Raw genomic sequence first — 18,946 nt, 5'->3', positions numbered from 1 at the left:
GGCTCGGGAACAGGACCCGCGCTACTGCTCCGGGACGAAGGCCTTCGCGGCGGCCACGATGCCGCCGGACAGGGGGATCACGACGGGGAGGAGGTTCTCGTCGGCCGCGATGATGCGGGTGGCCTCGCGGGCGGCGAAGGCCTCGTCGTCGAAGGCCTCGGAGTCGGGGATGCGGTAGCCGGCGTCCCCGAGGTTGACCACGACCACGCCGCCGGGGCGGAGCAGGCGCACCGCGTCGATCACGTACCGCGGGTGGTCGACGGGGTCGCCGTCGATGAAGATGAGGTCGTACGCGGCATCGGCGAGCCGGGGCAGCACCTCGAGGGCGTGCCCGTTGATCAGCCGCGTGCGGTTCGACGAGACGCCGGCCTGCTGGAACCCGATCTTCGCGGCGGCCTGGTACTCGGACTCGGAGTCGATGGTGGTGAGGACCGCATCCGGGCGCATGCCCGACAGCAGCCACAGCCCGCTGATCCCGGCGCCGGTGCCCACCTCGACCACGGACTTCGCGCCGCCCGCCGCGGCGAACACCGACAACAGCGCCCCGACCGCGGGGGAGATGGCGTCGACGCCCAGGTCAGCGGCCCGCTCCCGCGCGGAGACCATCGCATCGTCCTCGACGATGGCGTGCTCGGCGAAGGACACGAGGGCGGCGGAAGCGGCGGAATTCGACACGCACCGAATCCTAACCGGTCCCGCGCCGGTAACCCGGCCGTGACGCGATCGTTAGCTTAGGTGATGCATGCACAGGCAACGCTCAGGGAGGAATCAGTGATCCCACATTGCGATACGGAACAGTGAACGTCGACGCTGAACACGTGTCGCCCACGGTGGGAACAATTCGGGCGGCTCGGGAGTTCTCACTAGCGACAGCCCGCTGCAGATGCGCGGGCACGAGGAGGAGCGCATGGCCCTGGCCCGCAAGGCCGGAACCCGGCACGACCCGCAGCCGGAGGCTCGGTACGCCACGTTCGACGACGACGTCGCCGAAACCACGGGGACCGCCGCCTTCGACGCCTCGGGCGACCAGGCCGACATGCCCTCCTGGGACGAACTCGTGCGCGAACACGCCGACCGCGTCTATCGGCTCGCGTACCGCCTCTCCGGCAACGCGCAGGACGCCGAGGACCTGACGCAGGACACCTTCATCCGTGTGTTCCGCAGCCTGCAGAACTACGAGCCCGGCACCTTCGAGGGCTGGCTGCACCGCATCACCACGAACCTGTTCCTCGACATGGTGCGCCGGCGCAACCGCATCCGCATGGAGGCGCTGCCCGAGGACTACGAGCGGGTGCCGTCGTCCGACCCGGACCCCGGCCAGATCTACGCCGACGCCAACCTCGGCCCCCAGTTGCAGACGGCGCTCGACGCGTTGGCGCCCGAGTACCGCGCCGCGGTCGTCCTCGCCGACATCGAGGGCCTGAGCTACGAGGAGGTCGCGGCGACGCTGGGCGTCAAGCTCGGCACCGTGCGCTCACGCATCCACCGCGGCCGCAAGTCCATCCGCGAGGCACTCGCGAATCAGGGTCTGACCAGCAGCGCGTCGCTCGCGTACTAGGCCGGGCGGCGCACCGTCGGGAACTTCCACGGCGACGCGGGCGTTGAACCTACGAACCCCGGGTACTGTGGCGGTAGGCCCCGCACAGGGGATTCGGCTCGAGTAAGGAGGGGAGCGGAGTGGAGCACCTCAGTGGCAGCTTCAAGCGGGCGTTCGCCCGTCGCCCCGGCGAGTTCTCCTCCACGGAGCACCTCGCGTACGAGGCCGTCGTGGCGTTCGTCGACGGCGAGCTGCGGATGAACGCGCACCTGCGCGCCGGGACCCACATCGCGGAGTGCCCGGTGTGCGCCGCCGAGGTCGACGCACAGCGCCAGGTGCGCACCGCCCTGCGCGAGTCCGGCGAGATCACTGTGCCGCACCGCCTGCTCGGCCAGCTCGCGCAGATCCCCACCGAGTGCCGCGGCGCCGCGCCGTTCGAGGGATTCCCCACCTTCAAGCCCGGAGCGTCGGCGCGCGACGAGCGCGGTAAGCGCGGCCGCCGGCGGAACGCTCGGTAGATTCGAATCCGTGACGCCCGATCCAGACGGCCAGCGCCCCCACGAACCCGGCGCGCCGCGCCTCGCGCCGCGCCCCACGCATCGTCCTTCGGTGTCGGAGGGCGAGCAGGCGGTCTTCGGCAGGCCCGACGGTGTCGAGGGCGCGTTCGAGCCCGAGGCGGCGCGGCGCACCGTCGGACGGCCGCAGCCGCAGGCCGCGGCACCCGACCCGGTCCTGACCGAGGCGTTCTCGCGGCCCGCGGGCGCGACGGAGGCGCTGCAGCGCGACCCGTACGCGGGCCCGCTGCACCCCGAGCCCGAACCGGAGCCCGAGGACCCGTGGCGCGACACCGAGTCCCTGGCCGCCCTCGGCGAGCCCGGGGTGAAGGCCCCGCCGCGGGTCGTCGCCGAGCGTGACCCCGAGCAGCTGGGCGTCCGCGACGTCCTGTTCGGCCGGCGGGTGTCGGTGCGCGCGCTCGCCGTGCTGGGCGTGCTGGCGCTGGTCATCGGCCTCCTCGGCGGGGCCATCGGGCGCATCACGGGCACCACCATCGAGAAGCTCACGGACTCGCGGGTCACCCTGCCCGAGGCCGAGGGCGAGCCGTCCGATCCCGGCGCAGTGTCCGGCATGGTCTCCAAGGTGGGCGCCAGCGTGGTCACCATCGAGGTCCGCACGCGCACGTCGGGCGAGACGGGGTCCGGGTCCGTCATCGACGCCGGCCGCGGCTACATCATGACCAACAACCACGTCGTCGAGACCGCGTCCAACAACAAGGACGCGAAGATCGAGGTCGTGTTCTGGAACGGCACCCGCACCCCGGCCCAGTTGGTGGGCACCGACCCGTACACCGACGTCGCGGTCGTCAAGGTCTCGGTCGACGGCCTCCAGCAGATCGCCCGGGGTGATTCCGGCGAGCTGTCGCCCGGCCAGCAGGTGGTGGCGATCGGCTCCCCGCTGGGGCTGCGGCGCACCGTCACCTCGGGCGTCGTCTCGGCCGTGCATCGGCCGGTCCAGGGCCCGCGAGCGGCCCGAACCCGCCCGCGACCTTCGACTCCGTGCAGACCGACGCGTCGATCAATCCGGGCAACTCCGGCGGGCCGCTGCTGGACCTCAACGGCCGGCAGATCGGCATCAACACGCTGGGCCTCGCCCCCTCGGGCGGGTCCATCGGCCTCAACTTCGCCATCGCGTCGAACGTCGCGTGGCCGATCGCCGAGTCGATCATCCGCGGCGAGAAGGTCGTCCACGCCGACCTGGGCATCAACGGCCGCGAGGTGAACAACGAGACCGCGTCGGGCGTGCGCGTCGAGAACGTCAAGAAGGGCGGCGCCGCCGACAAGGCCGGTATCCGCGAGGGCGACGTGATCACCAAGGTCGGCGACACCGAGGTCGCGGAGGCCGCGGACGTCATCGTCGCGATCCGCGCCACGGGCGTCGGCAAGGAGACGACGGTGACCGTCGCCCGGGACGGCCGTCAGGTGCCGATCACCGTGCGCCCGGAACCGCTGTCGACGTAGTGTTCGTTGCTCTGCCGTAGCATGGCGGAGTGTTCTCGAATCTCGGCATGGGCGAAATCCTCATGCTGGTCGTCGTGGGTCTGGTGATCCTCGGGCCGGAGCGGCTGCCGGGGGCGGTCAACTGGTTCTTCACCGCGCTGCGCCAGGTGCGCGACTACGCGACCGGCGCCCAGCAGCAGCTCAAGAACGAGATGGGCGCCGACTTCGATTCGATCCGCGAGCCGCTGCAGCAGATCCAGAACCTGCGCGGCATGACGCCGACGGCCATCGTGACCAAGCACCTGCTCAACGGCGACGACTCGGTGATCCGCGAGATGGGCGAGCAGGTGCGGTCCACCGCGGACGCGCTGAATCTGAAGAAGGCCGTGGACGCCGCGGCGGGTCCGGCGGCGCCCGGCGCAGTGGCGACCGCGACGTCCACGGCGAGCGGGCCCGCCGCGCCGCTCGAGGTGCCCGACGGTCCCGTGCCCACGATGCCGCGGATGCACAAGCCGCTGGCCCCCGAGGAGCGCCCCCGTTCGACCCGGACGCCACGTAGCGCCGCGCCGGTTCGCGGGTTCGACGGTGCGCGGGTGGGGCGTCGGGTGCGCGGGTGTCGGGTGCGGTGCGGGCATCGCGGTGGTGGGGCAGTCGTTGTGCCCGCTGTCGCCGGGGATTGCACCCGTTCTGCTCAAAGACACCCTGCGTGGCGGGTGTCTACGTGCGTTTCGGGTGCCCTATCCGGAATCGCGGGCGGATCGGGTGTCTGAGGGGCGGATCGGGTGTCCGGACTGCACGCGCACGAAGGAAAACCTGTGGATGGAGCCTCCCGTCCTGTGGATGAACGCCGCTTCGCGCGGCTGTGCGATACCAGTGGTGGGGTTCAATTCGGCCATGAGGGAGATCACGCCGAGGGCACAGCTGCGGATCGACGGGTGGAGCACCAACAAGATCACCGCTGCGGTGCGCGGACAGAAGCTGCATCGCGCTGCGCCGGGCCTGTACGTCCTGCCCGACGGCATCGACGAGTATGCGTTCTATCGGATCCGGGTCCGTGCGACGATGCAGCGGCGGGGCGGGGTGGCCAGTCACGTGAGTGCCGCTGCACTGCACGGGATTCCATACCACAATCCGGATCGCACCCATGTGCACATCACGCTCGACAGGGCCAGTGGCGGCGGTCGGCGCGGCAAGGTTCATCTGCACGCCCGGCCGCTTCCGCCGGAGGACGTCACGGAGGTCGACGGTGCCCTGGCCACATCCCGGGCGCGCACCGCGATCGATGCGGCGATGACCGGGGACCTGGTCCGCGGGGTCTGTGCGATCGACGCGGTGCGGCTGGTTCGCCGGTACCCCCGCCCCGAGGATCCGGATCCGGTTTCGGTCGAGGAACTGCAGGCGTGCATCGATCGGATGGGGTCGCGTCGCGGGGCCGGCGTCGTGCGCCGGGCGCTGGCGCTGTCGGTGGACCGCAGTGAATCGGCGGGGGAATCGTGGTCGCGGATGCAGATGCACGCGTCGGGTCTGCCGATGCCCGAGCTACAGGTGGAGTACCACTTCGGTGAATCCGTGTACTTCGCGGACTTCACCTGGCCCGGGCTCGTCGGAGAGTTCGACGGTCGCGGTAAGTACGGCGACGACGTCGGCGAGGAGGCGGAGGTCCTCGAGCGGGAGAAATCGCGGCAGGAGACGTTCGAGACCGCGGGCTTCGAGGTGCTCCGGTGGAGCTGGCGTGTGCTCAACCACGACGGGGCCCTCGCTTCGATGTTGAGGCCCGCGCTGGATCGACATGTGGGCCCCGCCTCGGCGTCCGCGTGAGAATCGGCGGCGTGGCTACCGGAACGCCCTGTCGTGCCGCCCGCGACACCAGGTCTGCTCGCAGGTGTGGGCGGGACACCCGGATTGCCCGCTGGATCGGGTGCGGCACCTGAATTGCCTGCTGGATTGGGCTGCGGCATCTGAATTGCCTGCTGGATGGGCCCTCGACACCCGAATTACCCGCTGGACCGGACCGCGACACCCGAAATGCCCGCTGGATCGGCCCTCGACACCCGAAATGCCCGCTGGAGTGGGGTGTCCGAGTATGGAATCGCGGGCAGTTCGGGTGTTTCGCGGGTAGATCGGGTGTCGGAGCGCCGGAAACTGGAGCTCGGACTGTGCTCGTACGCCCGCCGCCCAGGCCCCGCAGCCTGCGCCACCGCCCGCGAGGCCGCCTGCAGCCGGAGAGTGCACAGCCCGCAGCCCGCCGCAGATCACCTGCGCCGCAGCTCGCCGCGCGCCGCAGATCACCCCGCGCCGCAGCCCGCCGCGCGCTGGAGAGTGCACAGCCCGCAGCCCGCCGCATCCCCGCGGCCCGCCTGCGGCCGACCGCGGCCCGGGCCCGCCGCCCGCCACATCCCCGCCGCCCGACCGCCGCGGCAGCCGCCTACTCCTCGGCCGCCCGACCGCCACGGCAGCCGCCTACTCGGCCGCGGGCGCCGACTCGGCCGCGGGCGCCTACTCGGCCGCCCGCGCCGACTCCGCCGCCCGCGCCGACCTGTCGGACGACCGACGGCTACAGGTGGCGGGTGGTGTCGATCCCGAGCGACATGCCGGCCAGGCCGCGCTTGCGGACGGCCAGCTTGTCGGCGATGGCGCGCAGGGCCGAGCCGGTGGGGGAGTCCGGCGCGGACAGCACCACGGGCACGCCGCCGTCGCCGGCTTCGCGGAGCTGCGGATCCAGCGGGATGGACCCGAGCAGCGGCACCTCGGCGCCGACGGCGCGGGTGAGCCGCGCCGCGACCTGCTCGCCGCCGCCCGAGCCGAAGACGTCCAGCACGGAACCGTCGGGCAGCGTGAGACCGGACATGTTCTCGATGACGCCGGCCACGCGCTGGCGGGTCTGCAGCGCGATGGCGCCGGCCCGCTCGGCGACCTCGGCGGCAGCGGTCTGCGGGGTGGTGACCACCAGGATCTCCGCGCCGGGGATGAGCTGCGCGATGGAGATCGCGACGTCGCCGGTGCCGGGCGGCAGGTCGAGCAGCAGCACGTCGAGGTCGCCCCAGAAGACGTCGGCGAGGAACTGCTGCAGCGCGCGGTGCAGCATCGGGCCGCGCCACACGACGGGTGTGTTGCCGGTGGTGAACATGGCCACCGAGATCACCTTCACGCCGTGCGCCTGCGGCGGCATGATCATCGAGTCGACCTGCGTGGGCCGCGCGTCGGTGCCCATCATCCGCGGCACCGAGTGGCCGTAGATGTCGGCGTCGAGCACACCCACGGACAGCCCGCGGTCCGCCAGGGACGCCGCGAGGTTCACGGTCACGGAGCTCTTGCCCACGCCGCCCTTGCCGGAGGCGACTGCGTACACGCGGGTCAGCGATCCGGGTTGAGCGAACGGAATCACGGGCTCGCCCTTATCGCCGCGCAGCGACTTGCGCAGCTCAGCCCGCTGTTCGTCGTTCATCACGTCCAGCTCGACGCGCACCTCGCCCGTGCCCTGCACGTCCGCAACGGCCGTGCGCACGCGATCGGAGATCTGCTCGCGCATCGGACAGCCCGAGGTGGTCAGGTACACCACGACGTCGACCGACGAGTCGGCCTGCACATCGACCGACTTCACCATGCCCAGGTCGGTGATCGGCTTGCCGATCTCGGGGTCGTTCACGGTGGCCAGGGCCGACCGGATCGCGTCTTCGGTTACCGCACTCATAACGCCCACCATCGTATCCACGCCGCTGGGGCGGGGGAATCCGCCTCAGCGCGGGGGACGGGGCACCGTCGGCGACGAGGACGGGACGGACGTGCCCGACGGTGCCGGGCGCGCGGCCGGGGTCCCGGGGCGGGGCGCCGGCCGGGCGGTCGTCGGCGCGCCGGGTCGTGCGGGCGGCGGCGCGGGGCGCACGCTCGACGGGTCGCTCGGAGGCGCGATCGCGAGCGCGCCGCCGGGGCCCGCGGGCGGGGGACCGGCCGAACGCGGGGGCGTGGCCGACGGTGCGCCGGGCGTGCTCGGGCCGCTCGCCGGGGTGTCGCACTCGGTGACGGTCGTGGGCGACGGCTTACCATCCGGACCGCGGGCGGCGCTGGACGGCGCGACCGGGCCGGAGGGCTTCGCGGAAGGGCTCGGTTTCGCGGTCGGCTTCACCGACGGGGTGGGACGCACGGGCGCCGTCGGCCGCCCCGACGCGTTCGGCCGCCCCGACGCGTTCGGCGGCACCGCGCCGGGGGTGGGGGCACCATCGGGCACGCCGCACCCGACGACGACCACCCGGCCGGGTGGCAGCGGCTTCGGCAGCGTGGACGGCGGCGCGACGGGCGCGGTCATGTCGGGGATGCCGCCGACGGGGATCGCGCGGTCGCGGTACGCCTTCGCCCAGGCGACCACGTTGTCGACGTAGGAGTTCGATTGGTTGTAGGCGAACACCGCGACGCGTTGGTTCGCCTCCGCCTGTAGGCCCGACGAGCTGGAGCACAGGTAGCGGGCGGCGCCGTAGGCGGCGTCGCGCACGTTGTTGACGTCGGCCTTGCCGTCGCCGTTGTTGTCGCCCCCGAACAACGACCAGGTGGTGGAGAGGAACTGCATCGGCCCCAGGGCGCGCGCGAACCCCGCGCCGTCGCGGATCACGGCGTTGCCCGCGAGCGAACCGTCCAGCAGGGGGCCTTCGATCGGTGTGAGGGTGTCGCCGCGCGCGTCGACGTTGCCGCCGTCGGCGTGGCCCGATTCGATCCGGCCGATCGCCGCGACCAGGTTCCACTCGATGCCGCAGCCGGGCGCTTCGAGGGCCATCCGGTCGGCGGCGGCCTGGTAGGCGGCGTACGCGGCGCCCGGGATGCCGAGCGGCCCGGGCGCCACCTTCACCGCCTCGGGTCGGGGCGGGATGGGCACGTGCCGCGGGGCGGGCGCCGGCGGGGCGTCCGACGGTGCCGGCGGCCGGATGTCCGCGAGGCCGACCGCGGCCTGGGCGACCAGTTCGGGCCCGGTGGGGCGGGGCGGCGCCGGGGCGGACGACGGGCCGGTATCGGCGCCCGTCGCGCCCAGCAGCAACGCGGCGGCGCCGGCGGCCGCGGTGGCACCGAGGATTCGCACGTGACCCCTTCCGGTTACTGACGCGTCAGTTTCGTGGCGCACGTTACTGCGCGTCAGCACCGGTGCGGGTGGGACTTCAGTGAATAACAGGCATGAATTTCAGGAAAGCGCTGCGATCGCGTCGGCGAGCAGGCCCGGATCGTCGTCCGCCCCGTGTACGTGCCAGGGCGAGACCCATGCGTTCGCGGCCAGACCGGCGTAGACCGCGCCGGTGCGGGTCTGCAGGTCGGCGTCGGTCTCGTAGGCGTCGCGCTCGCGGCTCGCGTCGGTGGCCTCGCGGGAGCGGCCCGCTCGGCGGCCAGCGAGACCGGGACGTCGAGGTACACCTGCAGGTCCGGCGCGGGCAGTCCGAACCGCTCGAACTCGAGCGCGCGCACCCACGCCGCCACGGCACCGTCGGGCCCCTCGTGCAGGCGGGCGGCGCTGTACGCGGCCGACGACGCCGCGTACCGGTCCAGCAACACCACGTCGTGCGTCCGCAGCGCCGCCCGGACGTCGGGGGCGGCCGCCTGCCGGTCGAAGGCGAACAGCAGGGCCATCCCGTACACGGATTCGGCGACGTCGCCGTTGTCGCCGCGCAGCGCCTCGGCCGCGAGGTCGGCGAACTGCGTGCCGTACCGGGGGAAGGCGAGCGCGGTCACGGTCCGGCCGGCGGACCGGAGCTGCGACGTGACGGCCCGGGTGAGCGTGTTCTTGCCGGCCCCGTCGAGGCCTTCGATCGCAACGAGTCGTCCCATGGTGACCGATGCTATGTGTCGGAGAACCGGCCGGCGCCCGACAGGTGACAGTATGGAGGGCATGAAACCCCGCATCCTGGTGATCGACGACGATCCCGCGCTGGCGGAGATGCTCACCATCGTCCTGCGGAACGAGGGCTTCGACTCGTTCGTGGTGGGCGACGGCACGCAGGCGCTGAGCGCCGCCCGCGAGTTCCGTCCCGACCTGGTCCTGCTCGACCTGATGCTGCCGGGGATGAACGGCATCGACGTGTGCCGCGTGCTGAGGGCCGATTCGTCGGTGCCGATCGTGATGCTCACGGCGAAGGCCGACACGGTCGACGTGGTACTGGGCCTGGAGTCGGGCGCGGACGACTACGTGATCAAGCCGTTCAAGCCGAAGGAGTTGGTGGCGCGCGTGCGGGCGCGGCTGCGCCGCACCGACGACGAGCCGAGCGAGCTGCTGTCGATCGGCAACGTGATCATCGACGTTCCGGCGCACAAGGTGACTCGCGACGGCGAGGTCATCTCGCTCACGCCGACGGAGTTCGACCTGCTGGTCACGATGGCCCGCAAGCCGCGGCAGGTGTTCACCCGCGACGTGCTGCTGGAGCAGGTGTGGGGCTATCGGCATCCGGCCGACACCCGCCTGGTGAACGTGCACATCCAGCGGCTGCGCGCGAAGATCGAGAAGGACCCCGAGAACCCGGAGATCGTCCTCACGCTGCGCGGCGTCGGGTACAAGGCCGGCCCGGCATGACCCGCGGGACCGCCGGCGCCGGACCGACATGACCGGATCGCGTCGGTCCGAGGCGCTCGGGCAGGCGCGATCGGCTTGGGAGTGGTTGCGTCGGCGGGACCCCGCGGATCTGGTGCGCGACGGTGCGCGGTTCGCGGGGATGGGCCTGTCGTACGCGGGGCGCGTGTGGCGCCGCTCGCTGCAGTTGCGCGTCGTCACCCAGACGCTGGTGCTCAGCCTGACGGTGCTGCTGCTGCTCGGCTTCGTGCTCACCTCGCAGATCGCGAACCAACTGATCGAGGCCAAGCTCACGGCGGGCAAGGAGGAGACCGCTCGCGTCAAGCAGAACGTCGAGATCGCGCTCGCCCGGACGGAGCCGCGCACCGAGGGCATCGAGTCGGTGCTGCGCACGGTGCGGTCGAGCCTGGTCAGCCAGGGCCTGGACACCGGGCCCACAGCGGCGCGATCGGGCAACTACGACCCGGTGCTCATCGTGCCGCACGGCACGGGCCGCGCGCCCACGGTGATGGGCAGCGAGAGCGAGGTGCCGCAGTCGCTGCAGACCTTCGTGCGCAGCGGTCAGACGGCCTACCAGCACGCGACGGTCACCGACAGCACCGGCCGGTACGGCAAGGTGCTGGTGATCGGCACCCCGGTGCAGTCCGCGATCCAGGGCCTGGAGCTGTACCTGGTGTTCCCCCTGACGCAGGAGGAGACCACCCTGTCGCTGATGCAGGGCACGCTGTACACGGGCGCCGCGGTGCTGCTGGTGCTGCTGGCGGCGGTCAGCCTGCTGGTCGCGCGGCAGGTGGTGCTGCCGGTGCGGTCGGCCGCGCGGATCGCGGTGCGCTTCGCCGAGGGCCGGCTCAAGGAGCGGATGCCGGTGCGCGGCGAGGACGACATCGCGCGCCTCGCCATGAGCTTCAACGACATGGCGGAGTCGCTGTCCAAGCAGATCAACCAGCTGGAGGAGTTCGGCAACCTCCAGCGCCAGTTCACCTCGGACGTCTCGCACGAGCTGCGGACGCCGCTCACCACGGTCCGGATGGCGGCCGACATGATCGCCGACTCGGCCGACGAGCTGGACCCGGGCCTGCGCCGCACCACCGAGCTGATGCAGAAGGAGCTCGACCGGTTCGAGACCCTGCTCGCCGAGCTGCTGGAGATCTCCCGGCACGACGCCGGCGTCGCCGAGCTGCACGCGGAGCGGATCGACATCGACGTGCCGATCGCCTCCGCGGTGGCCACCGTCCGGCACATCGCGGAGCAGTCCGGCACCGAGCTCATCGTCGACCTGCCCGACGATCCCGTGGTGCTCGAGGCCGACACGCGCCGCGTCGAGCGCGTGCTGCGCAACCTGCTGGCGAACGCCATCGACCACAGCGAGGGCAAGCCCGTCATCCTCACCATGCGCGCCGACGACGACGCCGTGGCCGTGACCGTCCGCGATTACGGCGTGGGCCTGCGGCCCGGCGAGGAGAAGCTGGTGTTCAACCGGTTCTGGCGGTCCGACCCGTCGCGCGTGCGCCGGTCGGGTGGGACCGGGCTGGGGCTCGCAATCAGCATCGAGGACGCCCGTCTGCACAACGGCCGGCTCGAGGCGTGGGGCGACCCCGGCAACGGCGCCTGCTTCCGCCTCACGCTCCCGCGGGTCCGCGGCAAGAAGGTGCAGGTGAGCCCGCTGCCGCTGAAGCCGACGATGCGGCGGTCCACGGAGGGGGCCGACGATGACTAGGCGGGTGATGGCGGTCCTGCTGGCGGTGCTGCTCGTCGTCTCCGGCTGTGCGACGATCCCCGAGTCGACCAGCCCGCGGGTGATAGGGAACCTCGGCGGCGAGCCGGCGCGGGATCAGGACATCGTGCCGCGGCGCGACGCGGGGCCCGAGCTCATCGTCCGCGACTTCCTCAAGGCGAACGCCCTCGCCGACGGCAACCACGCGGCGTCGCGCAAGTTCCTGCTCCAGAACGCGAACTGGCAGGTGCCCAAGCAGGCGGTGGTGGTCAAGGACATCGACGTGCTGCCGACCGAGCGCAGCGCCAACTTCATCAAGGCGACCATCCGCGCGCAGGCCACCGGCTTCTTCGGCGCCGACGGCACCTTCTCGCCGGCCTCCCAGTCGATCACCCAGAACGTGCAGCTCGTGCAGGTCGACGGGCAGTGGCGGATCCAGGGCCTGAGCTCCGTCGGCGACACCCCGATGCTGGTGATCGACACCGAGCAGTTCCGGTCCGTCTACCGCCGCTACCTGCTGTACTTCCCGGATCCGACGGGCCGCACCCTGGTCCCGGACGCCCGCTGGCTGGCCAGCCCGCGCAGCAAGCTCGCGGCCGACCTGCTGATGTTGCTGGTCCGGGGCCTCGGGCCGACCTCAAGGACGCGGTGTTCAACCCGTTCGGCACCGGCGCCGCTGTGCGCGGGGCGGTCACCGATGCGCAGGGCGAGCAGCGCGACCCGGGCGTCGGCTTCGCCGGGGTGCGGGTGGACCTCACGGGGCTGCCGCGGATCGAGCCCGACGCCGCGAAACTGATCGCGGGCCAGGTCGTCTGGACGCTGGCCGGTGCGGACGTGCAGGGACCGTACGTGATCACGGTCGACGGGACGCCGCTCGACAACCGCCACACGGCCGGCTGGAACCCCAACGACGTGGCCGCGATCAGCCCGAACGCATCGTCCGACCTGGCCGTCGGTCTGCACGGCGTGCTCGACGGCAGGTTCGTCAAGGTGGCGGGCGCCCAGGTGACGCCGGTCGCGGGCCCCTCGGGGTGATGAACACGATCCGTTCGATCGGCCTGTCCGGTTCGGGCCGGCAGGTTGCGGCGGTCCTCGACTCGGGCGCGCGCGGCGGCCCCGGTACGGCGCTCATGCTGGGGCCGTACGGTGGCGTGCCGACGCGGGTGCTCACGGCCGGTTCGATGACCAGGCCGTCGTGGACACCCGACGACGCCGGGGTCTGGACGGTGCTCGACGGTACGCGGGTGGTCCGGCTCCGGCAGGACCAGACCACCGGCGAGGTGACCACCTCCGACGTGGATTCGGCCGCGGTCGCCGCGGCCGCGCCGGGCCCGATCACCGAGCTGCGCCTGTCCCGCTCGGGCGTGCGGGTGGCGATGGTGGTCGGTGGGCGGGTGCTCGTCGGCGTCGTGCAGACCGCGCCGGACGGGCGTACCACGATCTCGCACGTCCAGGCCGTGGTCACCGACCGGGAGTTGGTGGCGTCGTCCGTCGACTGGCAGACGGGCGACTCGTTCGTGATCGGCCGCAACACCTCCGACTCGCCGGTGCTCCTGGTGCACCCCGATTCGGGCGACGTGAACGCGCTGCCCAGTCGCAACCTCTCGCCGCCGGTGTCGAACGTCGCGGCCACGTCGACCACGGTCTACGCGACGGACTCGTCGGGGTGTGGGAGATCGGCGTCGGGCCGGACAGCGGCGCCCAGTTCTGGAGCCAGGTGGACCGCCTGGCCGGTGGTCGCGCGAACCCGGTCCTGCCCGGCTGACAACGCGCGATACTGGACGACGTGGGGATCGCTCGGGGGACGATCCGCGGGATCCTCGGGGAGTGGACGACCTCGTCGAGCTCGCGGTGCCGCGCACGTGCGGCGGCTGCGGCGCGCCGCGGGTGCGCTGGTGCGCGCGCTGCGAGGCGGCGCTGCACGACGTGCCCGCGCTCATCCGCACCACGCTTCCCGTCGGGGCGCCCGTCTGGACGCTGGGCCGGTACGACGGTGCGCGGCGGCGCGCGGTCCTGCAGCTCAAGGAGCGCGGGCGGGGTGATCTGGCAGCGCCACTCGGGCGCGGACTGGCGCACGCGCTGCTGCGGCTCGAGGCCTGGGGCGAGACGGGCGGATCGTGCGGTCCGCTCGTGCTTGTCCCGGCGCCCACCACCGCGTGGGCTGCCCGCCGCCGCGGCGGCGACGTGGTGACGGCGGTGTGTCGCGCCGCCGCCCGCACGGCGGCGCCGGTCCGCCCGATGACGGTGTCGCCCGTCCTGCGGTCCGTGGGCGCGCGGGACTCGGTGGGCCTGTCCGCCGCCGCGCGTGCCGAGAACGCCCGCGGGACGGTGCGCGTGACCGCCCCACCCGCGCCCGGCACCGTCGTCCTGGTGGACGACGTGGTGACCACCGGGGCAACCCTGGCGGAATCCGTCGCCGCCCTGGCCCGACGGGGAGTCCCCGTCGCCGCCGCGATCACCCTGGCTGCGGCGTGATGTCAGTACGGGGAGGCCAGGCCTTCGAACATGGGAAAGTGCTTCAGGTTCCGGGTCCACAGTTCGGCGTGGGAGACGGTCGTCGTCGCGGCGATCACGTAGTCGGCGATGTCGATCCCGGTGTGCGACGCTCGATACTGGCGAGCCAGCGCGCCTGCGGCGTCCGCGATCTCCTCGGTGACCTCGATCCACCCGAAAACCGCGAGGAGCGCGCGAGTGGGGGCTTCTCCGACGCACGCATGCCGCCGAGGATCTCGGTGCGAGTGAGGACCGATCCGAGCAGTCGGCGGTTCTCGCGCCGCGCCGTGGCAACGGCATCGCGGGCCTCCTCCCGACCGCGGAGGACGTCGATGAAGATCGAGGTGTCCAGCAGGACAGGAGGGCCCGCTACCACCGGTCGAACCGGTCGGTCCGTGCGGGCCGGATCGCGTCCACGTACTCGGCGCCGTCCGGAGTGTCGGGCCCCCACGTGCCGAAACTCCGGTCGAGCGCGGCCTCGAATTCCTCGACATCCGCGGCGCCGTAGGTCTTGTCGACCGCGCGCCGGATCAACTCCGCGAGCCCGAGCCCCGACATGCGTGACTCCGTGAGGAGGCGCTCGTACTGCGCATCCTCGAGGGTGATCTGCGTGCGGTGGCTCATGATGTAATCTTACATCGCTCGGGCTCGACGTGTTCGGGTGAAGGTCAGCGTTCGGTGACTGCGATCGACGCGATGCACCCGGTGGAACTCGGGACGAAGAATTCCACCGCGCCGCCTTCGACGGCTGCGCGATAGCCGAAACCGGATTCCGGCCGTTTGAACGCGCGCGCGTCGATGGGGGTGGCGTCGAACCGCATGCGGATCTCCTCGCCGATGGTCGCGCTGCAGTACTGGCTCTGCGGTTGGAAGATGACGCGCGGGTGAACTCACAGCGACCAAATCCTGGCGGGAAGTGAGAACGCGGGCTATCTTCGGGGGTACCTTTCCGGCTCGAGGAAACGGAGGTGATGCCCACCCTCCTGACGCCCGGCGGTCCGCCCGGCGTTCGAACCTGAGCCTGCCCGTCACGCGCATCTGACCAGCGGTGGAGTAGTGATCCGGCCGCGCGCGCAAGGTTAAGGCCCGCACGAAAGGTTTCACATGACCCTTCTGTCCCCGCGCGACACGAATCGCGCTCACGCGACGCCCAACGTCGAAGTCGATCCCTTCCGCGAACCCGGCCACGTGGCCGACGAGCGCGACAAGGAATACCTCACTCCCAACGCCCCCGTGGCCATCGACGGCCGCAACGTGGATGTGCCCGACCACTTCCGCGTCTACATCGGCGACAAGTTGGCGCGCCTCGAGAAGTTCCGTTCCACCATCACCATGTTCGAGGTCAGCCTCTTCCACGAGCCGAACCCGCGCCAGTCCAAGTCGTGCCAGCGGCTGGAGCTCACGGTGCGCGGCAAGGGCGGCGTCGCCCGCGCGGAGGCCGCTGCCGAGAACTTCTACGCCGCGTTCGAGACGGCCCTGACGCGCCTGCAGAGCAGGCTGCGCAAGGCGTCGGACCGTAAGAAGGTGCACTACGGCAACCGCAGGCCCGTCTCGGTATCGGAGGCGACGGCACCGTCGGCCCTGCCGGACGGCCCGCCGACGGCGGCCCAGGAGGACGACGATCCGTACGCCGCCCTCGTCGAGGACCACCTGCCCGGGCAGATCGTCCGCATCAAGGACCACCCGGGTACCCCGATGACGGTCGACGACGCGCTGTCGCAGATGGAACTGGTCGGTCACGACTTCTTCCTGTTCTTCGACAAGGAGACGGAGAAGCCGTCCGTGGTGTACCGACGCAAGGCGTTCGACTACGGCCTCCTCCGGCTGACCTGACGTTTCGCCTACCATGGATCCCGGCCCGCACTTCGGGCCGGGATTCTTGACTGTGTTCATGGGATTGGGGTTGCTCAGTGGTTCTCTCCAAGGTGCTGCGGTTCGGCGAAGGCCGGATGGTCAAGCGGCTCGACGGTCTGGCCTCCTACGTGGAGGGCCTGAACGACGAGTACGAGGCGCTCTCCGACGAGAAGCTGCAGGCCAAGACGGAGCTCTTCAAGGAGCGGCTGGCGAAGGGGGAGAGCCTCGACGAGATCCTCCCCGAGGCGTTCGCCACCGCCCGGGAGGCGGCGTGGCGTGTGCTGGGCCAGAAGCCGTACCACGTGCAGATCATGGGCGCCGGCGCGCTGCACCAGGGCGACATCGCCGAGATGAAGACCGGCGAGGGCAAGACGCTGACCTCGGTGATGGCCGCGTACGCCAACGCGCTCACCGGCGACGGCGTGCATCTGGTGACCACGAACGACTACCTCGCCAAGCGCGACGCGGACTGGATGGGCCGCGTGCACCGCTTCCTCGGGCTCGAGGTGGACTGCATCCTGGCCGGGCAGGACCCGGACCGCCGCCGGCAGGCCTACCAGGCGGATATCACCTACGGCACCAACAACGAGTTCGGCTTCGACTACCTGCGCGACAACATGGCGCACAGCGAAGAGGAGCTCGTGCAGCGCGGCCACAACTTCGCGATCGTCGACGAGGTGGACTCGATCCTCATCGACGAGGCACGCACCCCGCTGATCATCTCGGGTCCGGCGGACGCCTCGAGCAAGTGGTACACCGAGTTCGCCCGGATCGTGCCGCTGATGGAGAAGGACACCCACTACGAGGTGGACATCCGGAAGAAGACCATCGGCGTCAACGAGGCCGGCGTCGAGCTGGTCGAGGATCAGCTGGGCATCGAGAACCTGTACGACGCGCAGAACTCGCTGCTGGTCAGCTACCTCAACAACGCGATCAAGGCCAAGGAACTCTACGAGCGCGACAAGGACTACATCGTCCGGTCGGGCGAGGTGCTCATCGTCGACGAGTTCACCGGCCGCGTGCTGGCCGGCCGCCGCTTCAACGAGGGCATGCACCAGGCCCTGGAGGCGAAGGAGAACGTCGAGATCCAGGCGGAGAACCAGACACTCGCCACGATCACGCTGCAGAACTACTTCCGCCTCTACGACAAGCTCTCCGGCATGACCGGTACGGCCGAGACCGAGGCCGCCGAGCTGCACCAGATCTACAAGCTGGGCGTCATCCCGATCCCCACCAACAAGCCGATGATCCGCAAGGACCAGACGGACCTGATCTACAAGACGGAGGAGGCGAAGTTCGCCGCCATCGTCGACGACATCGCCGAGCGCCACGAGGCCGGGCAGCCCGTTCTCATCGGCACCACCTCGGTGGAGCGGTCCGAGTACCTCTCGCGTCAGCTGGACCGCAAGAAGATCCCGCACACCGTGCTCAACGCCAAGTTCCACGAACAGGAGGCGGCGATCATCGCCAAGGCCGGCACGCCCGGCGCGGTCACGGTGGCCACCAACATGGCCGGCCGCGGTACTGACGTCGTGCTCGGCGGCAACCCCGACATCATCGCCGACCTCAAGCTCCGCGAGCAGGGACTCGACCCGGTCACCACGCCCGAGGAGTACGAGGCCGCGTGGGACGAGGTGATCGAGCAGGTCAAGAAGGAGTCGAAGGCCGCGGGCGACGACGTCCGCGACGCCGGCGGCCTGTACGTGCTCGGCACCGAGCGGCACGAGTCGCGGCGCATCGACAACCAGCTGCGCGGCCGCTCCGGCCGCCAGGGCGACCCGGGCGAGTCCCGTTTCTACCTCTCGCTGGGCGATGAGCTGATGCGGCGCTTCAACGGCGCGCAGATCGAGGCGTGGATGAACCGCGTCAACCTGCCGGACGACGTGCCGATCGACAACAAGTTCGTCTCCCGCGCCATCCGCAGCGCGCAGACGCAGGTCGAGCAGCAGAACTTCGAGATCCGCAAGAACGTTCTCAAGTACGACGACGTGCAGAACGAGCAGCGCAAGGTCATCTACGACGAGCGCCGCAAGATCCTCCGCGGCGAGGACCTTTTCGACCAGGTCAACCACATGACCGACGACGTGGTCTCGGCGTACGTCGACGCCGCCACGTCCACCGGCTACGTGGAGGACTGGGACCTCGACGAACTGTGGACCGCGCTCAAGACGCTGTACCCGATCCAGCTGGACTGGAAGCAGGTCGTCGGCGAGGACGAGAACGGCGACCGCGACGAGATCACCAGCGCCGAGCTGAAGGAGATCCTCCTCAAGGACATCCACGAGGCGTACGACGCGCACCAGGAGGGCATCGAGAAGGCCGCGGGCGAGGGCACGATGCGTCAGGTCGAGCGGTCGGTCCTGCTGTCGGTCCTCGACCAGAAGTGGCGCGAGCACCTCTACGAGATGGACTATCTCAAGGAGGGCATCGGCCTGCGGCAGATCGCCCAGCGCGACCCCGTGGTCGAATACCAGCGCGAGGGCTACGACATGTTCAACGGCATGCTCGAGGGCCTCAAGGAGGAGTCGGTCGCCACCCTGTTCAAGGTGCAGGTCCAGGAGCCGGACGAGGGGCAGCAGGCCGACGGTGCCGCTTCCGCGCTGACGAGCCCCGTCCCCGAGCCGGACCCGGAGAAGGTCACCCTGTCGGGTCCGTCCGAGTCGGGCGATCTCACCGAGATCTCCCAGTCCGCCGACGAGCCGCAGGGCACCCGGTCGGAGCGCCGCGCCGCCAAGCGCGAGGCCGACCGCGCCGCGCAGAAGGCGTCCGCGGCGCGCGCCAAGCACCGTCGGAAGTAGGCCGAGGTCCGGCGCCGT

Annotated in this window: 17 protein-coding genes and 4 pseudogenes; 15 read left to right on the top strand and 6 right to left on the bottom strand. The window is 71.2% G+C overall.

The window, feature by feature from the left end:
- Positions 1-21 precede the first annotated feature (21 nt).
- Positions 22-675 (bottom strand): O-methyltransferase, encoded by a 654-nt coding sequence (locus MTP03_RS17025; RefSeq protein WP_371820792.1) that lies wholly within the window; start codon positions 673-675, stop codon positions 22-24.
- 208 nt (positions 676-883) lie between these two features.
- Here MTP03_RS17025 and sigE point away from each other — a divergent pair, with 208 nt between their 5' ends.
- The 7 genes and pseudogenes from sigE to MTP03_RS16995 all read left to right on the top strand — a co-directional run bounded on the left by sigE (position 884) and on the right by MTP03_RS16995 (position 5,349).
- Entirely contained in the window at positions 884-1,558 is a 675-nt protein-coding gene (sigE, locus tag MTP03_RS17020; protein WP_248489237.1) for an RNA polymerase sigma factor SigE, read from the top strand.
- Between the two features lie 119 nt (positions 1,559-1,677).
- On the top strand, positions 1,678-2,055 hold the full coding sequence (locus MTP03_RS23155) for a hypothetical protein (protein ID WP_305852764.1): 378 nt from the start codon (positions 1,678-1,680) through the stop codon (positions 2,053-2,055).
- A 607-nt stretch (positions 2,056-2,662) separates the two neighbouring features.
- A pseudogene (locus MTP03_RS23975) lies at positions 2,663-2,998 on the top strand (S1C family serine protease); the annotation flags it as partial.
- Positions 2,999-3,090: 92 nt separating this feature from the next.
- Positions 3,091-3,153, top strand: a pseudogene (locus tag MTP03_RS23970) (hypothetical protein); the annotation flags it as partial.
- A 156-nt stretch (positions 3,154-3,309) separates the two neighbouring features.
- On the top strand, positions 3,310-3,552 hold the full coding sequence (locus MTP03_RS17005) for a PDZ domain-containing protein (RefSeq protein WP_248489235.1): 243 nt from the start codon (positions 3,310-3,312) through the stop codon (positions 3,550-3,552).
- Positions 3,553-3,581: 29 nt separating this feature from the next.
- Positions 3,582-3,995 (top strand): annotated as a pseudogene (gene tatB, locus MTP03_RS17000) (Sec-independent protein translocase protein TatB); the annotation flags it as partial.
- A gap of 430 nt (positions 3,996-4,425) precedes the next feature.
- Positions 4,426-5,349 (top strand): hypothetical protein, encoded by a 924-nt coding sequence (locus tag MTP03_RS16995; protein ID WP_248489234.1) that lies wholly within the window; start codon positions 4,426-4,428, stop codon positions 5,347-5,349.
- 736 nt (positions 5,350-6,085) lie between these two features.
- Here MTP03_RS16995 and MTP03_RS16990 read toward each other — a convergent pair.
- The 3 genes and pseudogenes from MTP03_RS16990 to MTP03_RS16980 all read right to left on the bottom strand — a co-directional run bounded on the left by MTP03_RS16990 (position 6,086) and on the right by MTP03_RS16980 (position 9,333).
- The gene (locus MTP03_RS16990) at positions 6,086-7,222 is read right to left on the bottom strand and encodes an Mrp/NBP35 family ATP-binding protein (RefSeq protein ID WP_248489233.1); all 1,137 of its coding nucleotides are present in this window, start codon (positions 7,220-7,222) and stop codon (positions 6,086-6,088) included.
- Positions 7,223-7,267: 45 nt separating this feature from the next.
- The gene (locus tag MTP03_RS16985) at positions 7,268-8,596 is read right to left on the bottom strand and encodes a lytic transglycosylase domain-containing protein (RefSeq protein ID WP_248489232.1); all 1,329 of its coding nucleotides are present in this window, start codon (positions 8,594-8,596) and stop codon (positions 7,268-7,270) included.
- Positions 8,597-8,695: 99 nt separating this feature from the next.
- Positions 8,696-9,333: pseudogene (locus MTP03_RS16980) on the bottom strand (dTMP kinase).
- A 52-nt stretch (positions 9,334-9,385) separates the two neighbouring features.
- On the opposite strand from MTP03_RS16980, the gene mtrA reads away from it, so the two are divergent.
- The 6 genes from mtrA to MTP03_RS16955 are packed head-to-tail and all read left to right on the top strand — an operon-like array spanning position 9,386 to position 14,258.
- Complete coding sequence (mtrA, locus tag MTP03_RS16975) at positions 9,386-10,072, top strand: MtrAB system response regulator MtrA (RefSeq protein ID WP_248489231.1); 687 nt, start codon at positions 9,386-9,388, stop codon at positions 10,070-10,072.
- A 28-nt stretch (positions 10,073-10,100) separates the two neighbouring features.
- Positions 10,101-11,786: an MtrAB system histidine kinase MtrB gene (mtrB, locus tag MTP03_RS16970; protein ID WP_248489230.1), complete on the top strand. Its 1,686-nt coding sequence runs from the start codon at positions 10,101-10,103 to the stop codon at positions 11,784-11,786.
- Positions 11,779-12,579, top strand: a complete 801-nt coding sequence (locus tag MTP03_RS23965; RefSeq protein ID WP_371820791.1) for a hypothetical protein — start codon at positions 11,779-11,781, stop codon at positions 12,577-12,579. Before mtrB ends, MTP03_RS23965 begins: the two co-directional genes overlap by 8 nt.
- Complete coding sequence (locus MTP03_RS16965; protein WP_371820790.1) at positions 12,462-12,818, top strand: hypothetical protein; 357 nt, start codon at positions 12,462-12,464, stop codon at positions 12,816-12,818. Before MTP03_RS23965 ends, MTP03_RS16965 begins: the two co-directional genes overlap by 118 nt.
- Positions 12,818-13,825 carry an LpqB family beta-propeller domain-containing protein gene (locus MTP03_RS16960; protein WP_248489228.1) on the top strand — a complete coding sequence of 336 codons (1,008 nt, stop codon included), beginning with the start codon at positions 12,818-12,820 and terminating at the stop codon, positions 13,823-13,825. Before MTP03_RS16965 ends, MTP03_RS16960 begins: the two co-directional genes overlap by 1 nt.
- Positions 13,710-14,258 (top strand): ComF family protein, encoded by a 549-nt coding sequence (locus MTP03_RS16955; RefSeq protein WP_248489227.1) that lies wholly within the window; start codon positions 13,710-13,712, stop codon positions 14,256-14,258. Before MTP03_RS16960 ends, MTP03_RS16955 begins: the two co-directional genes overlap by 116 nt.
- A gap of 387 nt (positions 14,259-14,645) precedes the next feature.
- Here the strand turns inward: MTP03_RS16955 and MTP03_RS16950 are convergent, their stop codons facing one another.
- Together MTP03_RS16950 and MTP03_RS16945 are read right to left on the bottom strand one after the other, a co-directional pair.
- Positions 14,646-14,900 carry an antitoxin gene (locus MTP03_RS16950; RefSeq protein WP_248489226.1) on the bottom strand — a complete coding sequence of 85 codons (255 nt, stop codon included), beginning with the start codon at positions 14,898-14,900 and terminating at the stop codon, positions 14,646-14,648.
- A 44-nt stretch (positions 14,901-14,944) separates the two neighbouring features.
- Entirely contained in the window at positions 14,945-15,097 is a 153-nt protein-coding gene (locus tag MTP03_RS16945; protein WP_248489225.1) for a hypothetical protein, read from the bottom strand.
- A 283-nt stretch (positions 15,098-15,380) separates the two neighbouring features.
- Here MTP03_RS16945 and hpf point away from each other — a divergent pair, with 283 nt between their 5' ends.
- Positions 15,381-16,109: a ribosome hibernation-promoting factor, HPF/YfiA family gene (hpf, locus tag MTP03_RS16940; RefSeq protein WP_248489224.1), complete on the top strand. Its 729-nt coding sequence runs from the start codon at positions 15,381-15,383 to the stop codon at positions 16,107-16,109.
- Between the two features lie 116 nt (positions 16,110-16,225).
- Positions 16,226-18,928, top strand: coding sequence for a preprotein translocase subunit SecA (gene secA / locus MTP03_RS16935; protein ID WP_248492266.1), 2,703 nt, complete (start codon positions 16,226-16,228; stop codon positions 18,926-18,928).
- The last annotated feature ends 18 nt before the right edge of the window (positions 18,929-18,946 follow it).

It is taken from the genome of Tsukamurella sp. PLM1 (genome assembly GCF_023168325.1).
Lineage (GTDB): Bacteria > Actinomycetota > Actinomycetes > Mycobacteriales > Mycobacteriaceae > Tsukamurella.
This window is presented reverse-complemented; position numbering and strand designations above follow the sequence as displayed.